The organism is Melioribacteraceae bacterium (assembly GCA_030584085.1).
Taxonomy (GTDB): domain Bacteria; phylum Bacteroidota; class Ignavibacteria; order Ignavibacteriales; family Melioribacteraceae; genus SURF-28.
On record CP129490.1, the window covers coordinates 2,214,235 to 2,226,416 of the forward strand.

11 protein-coding genes and 2 tRNA genes are annotated in these 12,182 nt (G+C 35.2%); 6 read left to right on the forward strand and 7 right to left on the reverse strand.

The features are described from left to right. The first annotated feature begins 91 nt into the window (after window positions 1-91). Both rpmB and QY331_10080 read left to right on the forward strand, forming a co-directional pair. Complete coding sequence (gene rpmB, locus QY331_10075; GenBank protein WKZ68300.1) at window positions 92-331, forward strand: 50S ribosomal protein L28; 240 nt, start codon at window positions 92-94, stop codon at window positions 329-331. Between the two features lie 100 nt (window positions 332-431). Then, window positions 432-1,832 carry a M20/M25/M40 family metallo-hydrolase gene (locus tag QY331_10080; protein WKZ68301.1) on the forward strand — a complete coding sequence of 467 codons (1,401 nt, stop codon included), beginning with the start codon at window positions 432-434 and terminating at the stop codon, window positions 1,830-1,832. Between the two features lie 60 nt (window positions 1,833-1,892). Here QY331_10080 and QY331_10085 read toward each other — a convergent pair whose 3' ends face one another. Beyond that, complete coding sequence (locus QY331_10085; protein WKZ68302.1) at window positions 1,893-3,170, reverse strand: hypothetical protein; 1,278 nt, start codon at window positions 3,168-3,170, stop codon at window positions 1,893-1,895. Between the two features lie 212 nt (window positions 3,171-3,382). On the opposite strand from QY331_10085, the gene QY331_10090 reads away from it, so the two are divergent. Beyond that, on the forward strand, window positions 3,383-5,035 hold the full coding sequence (locus QY331_10090; GenBank protein WKZ68303.1) for a peptidase: 1,653 nt from the start codon (window positions 3,383-3,385) through the stop codon (window positions 5,033-5,035). A 16-nt stretch (window positions 5,036-5,051) separates the two neighbouring features. Here QY331_10090 and QY331_10095 read toward each other — a convergent pair whose 3' ends face one another. Beyond that, window positions 5,052-6,230, reverse strand: coding sequence for a TonB family protein (locus tag QY331_10095; GenBank protein ID WKZ68304.1), 1,179 nt, complete (start codon window positions 6,228-6,230; stop codon window positions 5,052-5,054). A 244-nt stretch (window positions 6,231-6,474) separates the two neighbouring features. Between QY331_10095 and QY331_10100 the strand changes: the two genes are divergently transcribed. Next, entirely contained in the window at window positions 6,475-7,818 is a 1,344-nt protein-coding gene (locus QY331_10100; GenBank protein ID WKZ68305.1) for a multiheme c-type cytochrome, read from the forward strand. A 13-nt stretch (window positions 7,819-7,831) separates the two neighbouring features. Beyond that, window positions 7,832-9,016 carry a hypothetical protein gene (locus QY331_10105; GenBank protein WKZ68306.1) on the forward strand — a complete coding sequence of 395 codons (1,185 nt, stop codon included), beginning with the start codon at window positions 7,832-7,834 and terminating at the stop codon, window positions 9,014-9,016. Between the two features lie 49 nt (window positions 9,017-9,065). Here QY331_10105 and QY331_10110 read toward each other — a convergent pair whose 3' ends face one another. The 3 genes from QY331_10110 to QY331_10120 form a co-directional block, all read right to left on the reverse strand. Beyond that, window positions 9,066-9,272: a PGPGW domain-containing protein gene (locus QY331_10110; protein WKZ68307.1), complete on the reverse strand. Its 207-nt coding sequence runs from the start codon at window positions 9,270-9,272 to the stop codon at window positions 9,066-9,068. Window positions 9,273-9,402: 130 nt separating this feature from the next. Continuing rightward, a tRNA-Val gene (locus tag QY331_10115) sits at window positions 9,403-9,477 on the reverse strand. A 98-nt stretch (window positions 9,478-9,575) separates the two neighbouring features. After that, a tRNA-Gly gene (locus QY331_10120) sits at window positions 9,576-9,648 on the reverse strand. A gap of 77 nt (window positions 9,649-9,725) precedes the next feature. Here QY331_10120 and QY331_10125 point away from each other — a divergent pair. Then, window positions 9,726-10,391, forward strand: a complete 666-nt coding sequence (locus QY331_10125; protein WKZ68308.1) for a M50 family metallopeptidase — start codon at window positions 9,726-9,728, stop codon at window positions 10,389-10,391. Here QY331_10125 and QY331_10130 read toward each other — a convergent pair. Both QY331_10130 and nusB read right to left on the reverse strand, forming a co-directional pair. Further along, complete coding sequence (locus QY331_10130; GenBank protein WKZ68309.1) at window positions 10,384-11,694, reverse strand: MFS transporter; 1,311 nt, start codon at window positions 11,692-11,694, stop codon at window positions 10,384-10,386. The two genes, QY331_10125 and QY331_10130, sit on opposite strands and share 8 nt — an antisense overlap. Next, window positions 11,666-12,142, reverse strand: a complete 477-nt coding sequence (gene nusB / locus QY331_10135; protein WKZ68310.1) for a transcription antitermination factor NusB — start codon at window positions 12,140-12,142, stop codon at window positions 11,666-11,668. Before nusB ends, QY331_10130 begins: the two co-directional genes overlap by 29 nt. Window positions 12,143-12,182 lie beyond the last annotated feature (40 nt).

Consider the following 12,182-nt stretch of genomic DNA (forward strand, 5'->3'; position numbering starts at 1 on the left):
TTTTTGCACTTTTAGATGATTTTTCTCTTTTGCTATTATTTCTATTTTGTTATATTTGAAGTCTGTAAAATTTCAAGAAACGGAGACTAAAATGGCCAGAAGATGTCAGATTACTGGTGTTGGACCAAAAAGTGGAAATAGTATTTCTCACTCTCATAATCATACTAAGAGAAGATTTTTACCGAATTTGCAGAAAAAGAGAATCTGGGTCAAAGAATTGAATAAATTTGTAACGGTTAAAGTTACTACAAGTGCATTAAAAACCATTTCTAAAAATGGCACTGCTGAATTAGCAAAAATGATCCTTGATAAAAAAATTAAAGTAAACTAGTCTTACTTTTTATTGATGATTTAAAAGCCTGTCAATTGACAGGCTTTTTTGCTTTAAAGTCATTAACTTTGAAAAATTTTTTAGTAATTAAGAGGTTAATGTGTATTCCAGAATTCTTATCTATTTATTAATTATTTTTTCCATTCTAACTAGTACTTCTTGTGCCCAAACAACTCCATCAAAATTATTACTTGAAGAGCATTCCAAAATTGCGGATAAAATTATTGCAACTTCACTAACGGATATGGTTGGATATGATTGGCTTGCGGAACTTTGCGAAACAATCGGTCCGAGATTAAGTGGATCCGAAAAATCAATGCAGGCAATTTACTGGGCTAAGGAAAAATTTGAAAAGATGAATTTGGATTCAGTTTGGTTACAGCCAGTGATGGTTCCGAAATGGGATAGAGGTACAATTGAATCAGCGGTAATTACGAAATCAGAAAAATATAATAATAGAAAATTGGAAATTGCTTCACTCGGCGGAAGTGTTCCAACTCCGGAGAATGGAATAACTGCGGAAGTTATAGAAATTCACACATTTTCTGAACTTGCCGAAAAAGCTGATCAAGTAAAAGGTAAAATAGTTTTCTTCAATCGTCCATATAAGAATTCGTTAGTAAATACTTTCGCGGCTTATGGTAATGCAGTTGATCAAAGAGGAAGCGGACCAAGTGAAGCAGCCAAATATGGTGCAGTGGCTGCAATTGTTCGTTCCGTAACTTCTAAATATGATAATGTTCCTCACGTTGGAACTTTGGGCTATGTAGATTCACTAGCAAAAATTCCGGCGGCAGCGATTGGACTAATAGATGCAGATTTTCTAAGTGAAGCAATAAAAGAAGATCCCAATCTTCAAATCAACATTAAAATGGATTGCGATAACTATGGGATGGTTGATTCTTATAATGTAATTGCTGAAATAAAAGGCACAGAATTTCCCGATGAGATTATTGTTGTCGGTGGACATTGGGATAGCTGGGATAAGGGGTGCGGAGCACACGACGACGGTGGTCCATGTATTCAAACAATGGAAGTTTTGGATCTTTTCAAGCGTCTTGAGATAAAACCTAAGCGAACTATACGATGCGTTTTATTTATAAATGAAGAGAACGGTATAAAAGGAGCTTTAGCTTATGCCGATTCTTCACATAATGCAAATGAAATTCATCTAGCTGCAATCGAATCGGATCGTGGTGTTTTCACTCCACGCGGATTTACAACCGATGCTGATTCAATCACTCTGCAAAACTTACAAGAATGGCTACCGATACTAAACAAGGCAACTATAGATTGGATTAGACCGGGCGGAACCGGAGTCGATATTTCAAGAATCAAAAATGTGAAAGCAAAATTCGGTTACTATCCCGATCCTCAAAGATATTTTGATGTTCATCATTCAGATAATGATACATTTGATCAAGTTCATCCGCGTGAAATGCAGCTTGGAACTGCGGCTATTACAATTCTGACTTTTTTGTTAAGTGAAGTAGGCTTATAAAAAAACCGGGCATTTCTGCCCGGCTTACAACTACTATTCAATTAAGGAGAGGAAGGAAATTTAATTTCTTTTCTTTTTGGTCGGAGTATTTCTTGGCGAAGATTTGCTCTCTTCCCTTTTGCTGCTTACCGGTTTAGATACCTTACTAGACCGATCCGTATTTCCACTCCTATTAATTGAAGTACTTTTCTTACTTGAATTAACTTGTGGTGAATTAATTCTAGTTTCATTTCTTTTTACAGGTTGAGACGGTTTATCAATTCTTCTAGTTTCTTGTAATCTAACCTCCGGTTTACTCTTATTCTCAGTTCTATCTATTGTTCTTTGTTGAACCGGATTTGTTCTTTTTACTTCCGGAGCAGTTCTATTTTCTTTTACAACCGGTTTCTGAGATCTTTCGGTTATGCTAACTTGTTCGTTTCTCTTCTCAGCATTTCTTGTAATCTCTCGTTCATCCGATTGTTCTCTTCTTAATACTTCTCGAGTTTTCGGTTCTTCATTTCTAAAAGTTATAGCTTCACGTTTTAGACTGCTTTTACCCTCTGCTCTTTTTATTCCTTTAACGTCCGCATCTCTAAATTTTTGTAATTCACGCTGATCCGGTTGATAAGCAATTACTCTATCATTATTAACATTTCCTCTTGATCCGGTATAATCACGTAAATCGGTAGTATTACGAATTTCTCTTTCAACAACGCGCGAACCTGATCTTCTTTCAATATAATTACGATCTATACCACCGTTTATAATTCTACCTCTATCCGCATAGTAATTAGTTCTATACTTGGTATTGTTAAATATTCTGTTTTTATATGACGGTCCCACAAAGTATGAATGAACATTTCTGTGACAGAATCTATTATATGTAACAAAATTCCAATGATGATAGCTGGTTCTATAATTTATCGAAAAATAAATCCCAACTCTTAATCGAAATTCGGCATATGGAGGTAAAGGTGACCAACCTATATAATTATCACTGTATCTCCATTCAACCCAAGATGGACCCCATTCATAACCGGGTACCCAAACCCAACCGTAAAAATCATCATAGTACCATCTTCCGTAGTGATAAGTTGCCCAGCCGAATGGTTCATATGAATTCCAATACCAACCGTATCTTGTATATTCCCAATTTCCGACAGAATACGGTGACCAACTTCTGCTTATATTGTAAGGTCTCCATACGATTACATCATAATCAACTTCAATCCATTCACCGTACGAATTTAGATTATGGTAAAAGAAATTAAAGTTAACTTCACCGTAATTGGCTTTTGTCTCGGTACTAAAAATACCGGCAATCACTAAGGCGTATATTAAGATTAACTTTTTCATTTTATCCTCCTTTGGTTGCGTTTATCATTCTAAGTCCAATAAAAGTGCCAATTGTAAAACGAGCATTTTTATACGAATTATGCATTTATTTGTGCAAATCTCTATTAATTGTATATTTTTGTGAACAATACTGTTCGTACCAGTTGCTAACAATTTTTTGATAGATTTTCGTTATTTTGTAGAAATAAATCATAACAAAAACGAGGTTGAGGATGCGTTATCTTATAACTCTTTTCATAATGATCATCATATTTACCGGATGCAGTAATAAACAAGAGGAAGAAAAAGTTATGTTGGAAAATAAAATTGCTCAATATGCTGTGACAAATGTCAATTATGATGAGTCACTTTTAGATGAACGACAGAAAATAGTTTTACAAAAATTATACGAAGCTGCAAAAATAATGGATGATCTTTTCTTGGAACAAGTCTATTCAAAAAATCATGAAATAAAAAAGAAACTAGAAACATCTTCCGATGAGCTAGATAAACTTAGATTACAATATTTTACAATTAACTTCGGACCATTTGACAGACTTGACGAAAACAAACCATTTATTGAAGGTCACACAAAACCGGACGGAGCAAATTATTATCCGGAAGATATCACCAAGGAAGAATTTGAGCAATGGATAAAAGATAATCCAAATGATGAAAAAGCTTTTCGTTCTGAGTTTACGGTAATTAGAAGAAACGGAAACGGTCTGGTTGCAGTCCCCTATTCTGAGTTTTATAAAACTAAATTAGAACAAGCATCAAAACTTTTACTTGAAGCTGCAGAATACGCGGATAATGAAACTCTAAAAAATTATTTAACAAAACGAGCAGCTGCTTTTGGAACTAATGATTATTACGAAAGCGATATGGCTTGGATGGATTTAAAAGATCATGCGATAGAAGTAATAATTGGTCCTTACGAAGTTTATGAAGATGAACTATTTAATTATAAAGCTGCGTTTGAATGCTTCTTGACAATAGTCGATCCGGCAGAAACTGAAAAGCTTAAGATCTTCGCTAATTACTTAAAAGAAATGGAAGACAATCTTCCGATTCCAAATGAACATAAAAATTTTGATCGCGGTTCTGATTCTCCAATCGTTGTCGCCCAAGAAGTTTTCAGCGGTGGTGATACAAAAGCCGGAGTTCAAACTTTAGCATTCAATTTACCAAATGATGAACGCGTAAGAAAGGCTAAAGGTTCGAAAAAAGTAATGCTCAAAAATATTCATGAAGCAAAATTCGATAAACTTCTCTATCCGATCGCCGAGAAAGTAATGGATCCGGAACAATTGCAATATGTTACTTTCGACGGATTTTTTAATCATACATTAATGCATGAAATGTCACACGGTGTTGGTCCCGGTTTCATAAAAGTTGATGGAAGAGATACCGAAGTAAAAATTGAATTGAAGGAAACTTATTCAAAATTGGAAGAATGCAAAGCGGATATTCTTGGAATGTACAACAATATCTTAATGATTGAGAAAGGAGTTTATCCAAAAGAATTCGAGAATCAACTTTGGTCAACATTTTTAGCCGGGATATTCAGATCTGTAAGATTCGGTGTAGATGCAGCGCACGGCGGTGCAAATGCGATTATTTTCAATTACTTATTGGAACATGGGGCTTACGAATACAACGAATCAACAAACACTGTAAAGGTAAACTTTGAAAAAGTCTATGGCGTTCTTCAAGCGCTTGGGACTAAAGTCTTAATGATACAAGCAACCGGTGATTATGACGGGGCAAAAAAAATATTAGCAGATTATGCTGTTGATTCACCAACAATGCAAAAATTAAAATCAAAATTAACTGATTTACCGGTTGATATTTGGCCGATTTTTGAAATTGAGACGAATCAATAAAAAGTTTAAGAAAGAATTAATAATCGACCGGTACGGTTACAGTTACTGATGATCGTACCGGTTTGCCATTTTTAATCCCAGGTTCAAACTTTGTATCAAGTATAGCTACTTCAACCGCAATGCTGGCACCTTCGGGAAGGTCTTGCAGTACTGTTGTTTTTCTAACTTTACCTTTATCATCGACAACACAGAGGACAACAACTTCACCCTTGATATTATTATCCCTTACACGTTTTGGAATTCTAAAATTATTAAGAATTGAAGAAATTCCTCCTTTTGGTTTAGCACAAACATCAACGTCCGTACATTCAAAACTATTTCTTGATGAAGATTTTAAAGTGGCTGATTGTGGAGTCGGATCAACTTTTGAAGTTACATCTTTTTCAACAATCTCAGTTTTAGGTTCTTCTGAAATTTTTGTAGCTGCCGGACTTACATTCGGTCCAATTTCCGGTTCAGAAATTCTTTCTGTAGCATAGGTTGGAGTTGGTTTTGTTTTAACAATCGGTTCGCCATCTACCAGCTTAAATTTAATTGTTAAAGTCAGATTAGATGTGGTTGGACCGCTTTCATTTTGTCCGGGTAAAAATCTAGTCTTCTTAACCGCATTCTCAGCAGCTTCGTCACATCCTAAACCAATTCCGCGTAAAACTTTTGTTTCACTTACATTACCATCTTTAGTGATAGTCGCTAGAAGTCTCACCTCACCTTCTAAACCATAGGCTATTGCATCCGGTGGATAAATCAGTTTTTCGTAAATTGATTCCATTCCACCCAAAGGTGCCGGACATATTTTAACATCACATAAAAATTCATCAGATTTTTTCTGAACAATCTGTTGTTGATTCCCGGCTCGATAATCTTCGATTGGAGCTTGGTAATATGGATCATACTCGAAATCTATTCGCTTAACTAGAATTCCATTTTCATAACTAAGTACTGATTTAAGCGCGCCATTTCCAAAATATAGTTTATGAATTCCGTCGGTAACTCCCTCTTTAATGTATTTTTCTTCTTTAAGCAAACCGGATTCATAATATGCACGATACCAACCATTAAGCTTTCCATTGCTAAAAGTCTTAGTCTCTTTCAAATTCCCATTTTCATAAAACCAATAAGATGTTCCGTCGTATATTCCATCGGAATATGAAATCTCAGCACTTTTCTTTCCATTTAGATGATAGGATTTGAACACCCCGGTCTGTGCAGATGTGATAATAATAGAGATAAGAAAAATAAAAATTCGAATAAAATTCATAATGTGTGTTTGATTTTACCTGAAAATTGAATTGCTAATTTATAAAGAACTAGCCGTAATACAAATGTAAAAAACCGTGAAATTGCTTTATTATTCCAAAATAAAAATAGAACACTGGATTTGATTATCTTTTATTAATTCTATAAGTTAATACTAATTAAAACATAATAGGGAGATAATAATGCTAAAAAAGATATTAACCTCTATCTTCTTTTTCATCCTCTCACTTTCTATCTATCCCCAAAGAGCGACTCAACCTGGTGATTTTACATACGATGATTTTGAAACTCCACAATATTGTGGTTCTTCATGCCATACAGAATTTTACCAACAATGGCAGCAAGCGATGATGTCGCAAGCATACACACATCATTGGGATGAAATTGAATACTTCAAACTCGCCGTTCCTCATGCCGAAAGAGATGAGATGGTAGCAGAAGTGAAAGACGGTTGCAATGGTTGCCACACACCGATAGCTTATATTGCCGGTGATACACCTCCACCCTTCCCCCACGAAAACTCCCGAGCTAATGAATCTGTATCATGCGATGTTTGTCATACAATTACTGGTTTTGAGGGAGATATTCCCTATAATTTTAATTACATCATGTCTCCCGGAAAAACAAAATATAGTTCTCGTAAAGGAGATATTGATTCACCTGCTCATCAAATTGTCCGATCCGAATTTCATAAATCAGGAGACTTTTGCGGTATTTGCCACAACGAAAAAAGTCCTTATGATGCTTGGGTAAAATCAACTCACCTTGAATGGAAAGAAGGTCCTTATTTCAAAGAAGGTGTTCAATGCCAAGATTGTCATATGACAAAAACTAAATTTAAAAGTGCTTCAATGGGATTAACTTATGAAGATACAAAACTTCATCTATTCCATGGTGCTCATGATGAAGGTAAAGTAAAAGGAACAATTGAAGTAAGAATTAATCCCGATATCCGTGAAGTTGAACCGGGTGAAGTTGTAAAGTTCACTGTAGCTCTTTTCAATCAAAAGACCGGGCATAAATTTCCGACCGGTTCAGTTGAAGATAGAATCGTTTGGCTGCATGTTGAAGCTACTGATTCAGAAGGGAATGTTTATCATCTACCGGTAGACAAGAAAGGATTTGATGGCGAGGAATATACAATCGCTGCCGATGTTTTAGCTTATCAAGATATGGGCATTGCTCTGGATGATCCAAATTTTAAAGGAGTCCAGCGAGATGCCGTTCCGGTTGGAGATCGAATTTTTAGGATGCCTTATTTCGATCCTCAAGGTAGAATGACAATTCAGCAGTGGAATACTAAATCGCTTGGTGTAGATTATCGAATTGGACCAAGAGAAACTCAGACGGAAACTTTCACTTTCAGACTGCCCTATGAAATAGCAGAAGGTAAAGTAAAGGTAAAAGCTACAATTAACTATCAGAAGCTTGTTTCTTCAGTTGGTGAATTTTTAGAAGTACCTGAAGATGAAATGGAAATAATAAAAGTCGGTGAACACAGCACAGAATTTACAGTCTTCTATTAATGGAGGAATTAAAATGAAAAGAATTGTTGTAAACATATTTATTGTATCTATATTATTGGTATTATTTTCCGATACAATTTTAGCAATTCCGGCTTTTGCTCGGAAATATAATATGAGTTGTACTACGTGTCATGCACCCGCACCAAGACTAAAAGCTTACGGAGATGAATTTGCCGGTAACGGATTTAAACTTTCGGATCAACAAAATCCGCGTTATTATGTTGATACAGGTGATGATGAACTATCACTTATTCGAGACTTCCCTCTTGCTGTAAGATTAGAAGGTTTAGTTACCTATAACAATAATAATTCTGATAAGGCAGATTTTAATGCACCATATAATCTAAAATTATTATCAGGCGGAGAAATTGCACCCGATATAGCTTATTACTTTTATTTTTTCTTCAGTGAACGCGGACATGTTGCGGGAATAGAAGATGCCTTCATTATGTTTAATAATTTATTCGGTTCCGAACTTGATTTATATGTCGGTCAGTTTCAAGTTTCCGATCCACTTTTCAAAAGAGAACTTAGATTAACTTTTGCCGATTATGATATTTACAAAACTAGTATCGGCGCGTCGCGTATAAATCTAGCATACGATCGTGGAATAATGTTAACATACGGTTTTGATACTGGTACAGACATAATAGTCGAAGTATTAAACGGAACAGGAATCGGTGATGCCGATGCATTGAAAAATTTTGATTACGACAAACATAAAAACTTTGCCGGAAGAATCTCGCAAGATGTGAGCGATTTTTTACGAATTGGTGGTTTTGGTTATTATGGAAAGGAAGATTTAGAGCAAGGCGGCGATTATTTTACAAATGAAGTTTGGTATGCCGGTGCTGATCTAACTCTCAGCTATGAAGATCTTGTTGAATTAAATGCGCAGTATCTCTTAAGAAATGATTCACATCCTTTGTCCAAAACTCTTTACTCCTTTAATGAAGATATTAAGACTAAAGGAATATTCGGAGAATTAATTTATACGCCGGAAGGTGATAAAAGTAAATGGTATGCATCAGCTTTATACAATTGGCAAGAATCCGACTTGCCCGGATATAATCTTTCAAAAGCTACTGGTCACATTGGCTGGGTAGTAAGAAGAAATATTAGATTATTCTGTGAATTTAGTTATGATATTGAATATGAATTTGGTCAAATTGGTGTAGGGTTTATTTCAGCTTTCTAAGCTGAGATTAAAGGGAGGTACACAAGAGGCGGACATTTGTTCGCCTTTTTTATTTCCTTCTACTCCACAAATTATTTGCTTTCTCTTTAAATTTTGCGAGCAATTTTTCAGCCCAAACAAATTCTGTTGCAAGCACCGCGAGTCCGACCGGGATAATAATTATTGCAGGACCTGGTAAAAATATTACCACAATTCCAATCAATAAGATAGTGAATCCAAACACCGCAACAATTATTTTCTTTATCTTTTTACGCATAGAACTCCGCTGAGCAATTAGCAAATATAAAATTTTCTTTTCAAAATACTACTTTGGCTTTTAATGGTTGGAATTGTATAAGTTCAACAGGTGTGTTTAAAATAACAAACCCGTCTATTGACGGGTTTTGTGGGGGCACATGGATTCGAACCAAGGACCTTCTGCTTGTAAGGCAGACGCTCTAAACCAGCTGAGCTATGCCCCCTTTTTCACTTCCAGTAAATCAAAAATCAGACTTCAATTATACCACTCTTATGTTAATTTTTCAAATAAATTCTTACTTATTTGATGAATATTATGCTGAGCGGATGACGGGGATCGAACCCGCGACATTCAGCTTGGGAAGCTGACACTCTACCAACTGAGTTACATCCGCCTATATTCAAAATTAATTAGCCGGAAAGATTAATTCAATATAAATTTGTAAACTTGTTTTGTACTCATTAAACTTTTATGACTAAGAAAAATCAGAAAATACTCCACCTTTCCATCATATTCGGAATTCTTTTAATTAGTTTCTTTGCTTGGAATACCTTCGTTCTATTTCCCATTAAAATTTTTGTCGTTTTGCTTCATGAAATGAGTCACGGAATTGTTGCCGTTTTTACAGGCGGTAAAATTATTTCTATTGAAGTAACCGAATATCTTGGCGGTATTACAACTACAGAAGGCGGAAACATAATTCTAATTGCTTCATCAGGTTATTTAGGAAGTATTGCGATCGGCACTTTACTTTTTTATTCATCATTTGATAAAAAACTTTCTATATGGTTTACAACCGGATTGGCAATTTTGCTTCTGATATTCACTGCAAATTTTTTAATTGGGACAGTAAGCCAAATTACAGCAATGTTAGCAGCTATTATATTAATTATCTCACCGAGATATTTTAATGCAATCGCTAATCAAATCTTACTGCAAGCGATTGGATTAGTTAGTGTGTTCTATGTATTAATCGATATGAAGGAAGATTTGCTTTCGGGAAGTACTTATAAAACCGATTCAAATTTGTTGGAATCGTTGACCACTATTCCTTCAACATTTATTGCACTGTTTTGGATGTCGATTTCAATAATAGTCATTTACTTTTTGGTAAGAAAATTACTGCTGGCTAAATAACCGATGACTCATTTCTTGGATCTTTCACCATAGAAAGTATCCATAATCCTACAACAAAAAATGCACCTATTGATAGAATTGCCGCACGTTGACTTCCGGTTGTGAAGCTAATTATTCCGAATACAAGTGGACCAAGAATTGCAGAACTTTTTCCAAAGAAAGAATAGAAACCAAAAAATTCGGTTTTACGATCAGGTGGAGTTAATTTTGACATTAAACTTCTGCTCGTAGATTGTGTTGCGCCCATTACGCTTCCGGCTAACAAACCAATAACATAAAACGCGTCCTTTTGAACGGTGACAACATCGGAATTAAAATATGCTGTGAAATATCTAACTAAGTAAGCATCCGGTGAACTCGTCATGAATGCTAATAAGATTGTAAATATCCAAATTATGAGAGACAATACAATAGATTTTTTCTGTCCGACTGAATCAGCAAGTATTCCGAATGTTACCGATCCGAGTATTGCGGTTGTTTGCACTATTAAAAAGAATGTGATCAACTCCATCATGGAAAAATTAAGAGTTGTACTTGCGTAATTACCCGAGAAAAATATAATCGTGTTAACACCTTCTATATAAAAAAAGTATGCGATTAAAAAAGTGGCTAAGTTTTTATAATTCTTAAGATGACTTAGAGTATTCCAAACTCTTTTAAATCCAATACTTGCAAATGATTCTGTATGAATTACATCTTTCCGAGAATCTTTTAAAAATATAAATAGCGGGATAGCAAAAAGGAAAAAGAATAATGCAGATATCGGGAAGGTTTCTCTGATCATTTCATTTTGGATGAACGGGAAGGCAAGAGCAAGTGAGGCTAATGAACCGATATAACCCATCGCAAATCCGTATCCGCTAACTCTTCCATAATTTTTAGGAGTTGTAATTTCCGGAAGAAATGCATCGTAAAAGACAAGTCCCGCTTCAAAACCGATATTAGCTAGAATGAATAGAAGAACCGCCCAAAAAATATCCCCTTCTCCCACAAAATAGAGCAAGGAAGTTGAAAGAATACAGAGTAGAGTAAAGAAAAGTAAAAACCGTTTTTTACCTGCGGAATAATCAGCAATTGCACCAAGAATAGGAGAAATAAACGCGACAATAATCATTGAGGCTGATGTACCGATACTCCAATAAAGATCACCTATCGGCTGACCGGCTGCGACTGTTTCTTTGAAGTAAACGGCAAATAAAAAGGTAACAACTACAATTGAGTACGATGTATTGGCGAGATCGAAGAGGGTCCAAATAAAAATCTTAAATTTGCTTTCAGGTGTTTTTTGTGATTGTTTGGTCAATCAATCCTCTTCCGACTTTATTAAGTTTACCACTTTGTTTTAGATCAGTTAAAATTGCGTCAAGTATTCCGTTAATAAATTTACCGCTGTTTGATGTACTATAATCCTTCGCAATCTCAATTACCTCATTGATTGAAACTTTTGGTGGAATATCCGGGAAATAAAATATTTCAGCAATTCCTATTCTCAATAAAATTCTGTCTATTAGAGCGATGCGATCCATTTCCCAGTTATTCACTCTCTCCGAAATTTGCGCGTCAAGTTCTTTCCGGTTTGCAATAACAGCATTAACAAGTTTTGTCGAAAATTCTTTATCAGATTTTGTTGTAATATCAATGAGAATACCGTCAAGAAGGTTTTGCAAACCATCACCGCTCATTTCGTACGCATACAAAACTTGCAGACTTTTTTCTCTTAAAACTCTTCTAATTGTTTTCTTTGCAGGCATATATGTCATATATCAAAACTTAATAGAACGATGAAAAAAA

Coding starts and splice junctions, on each gene's coding strand:
- rpmB (WKZ68300.1), top strand. CDS start 92: ATGGCCAGAAGATGTCAGATTACTGGTGTTGGACCAAAAAGTGGAAAT.
- QY331_10085 (WKZ68302.1), bottom strand. CDS start 3,170: ATGAAAAAGTTAATCTTAATATACGCCTTAGTGATTGCCGGTATTTTT.
- QY331_10090 (WKZ68303.1), top strand. CDS start 3,383: ATGCGTTATCTTATAACTCTTTTCATAATGATCATCATATTTACCGGA.
- QY331_10100 (WKZ68305.1), top strand. CDS start 6,475: ATGCTAAAAAAGATATTAACCTCTATCTTCTTTTTCATCCTCTCACTT.
- QY331_10105 (WKZ68306.1), top strand. CDS start 7,832: ATGAAAAGAATTGTTGTAAACATATTTATTGTATCTATATTATTGGTA.
- QY331_10110 (WKZ68307.1), bottom strand. CDS start 9,272: ATGCGTAAAAAGATAAAGAAAATAATTGTTGCGGTGTTTGGATTCACT.
- QY331_10125 (WKZ68308.1), top strand. CDS start 9,726: ATGACTAAGAAAAATCAGAAAATACTCCACCTTTCCATCATATTCGGA.
- nusB (WKZ68310.1), bottom strand. CDS start 12,142: ATGCCTGCAAAGAAAACAATTAGAAGAGTTTTAAGAGAAAAAAGTCTG.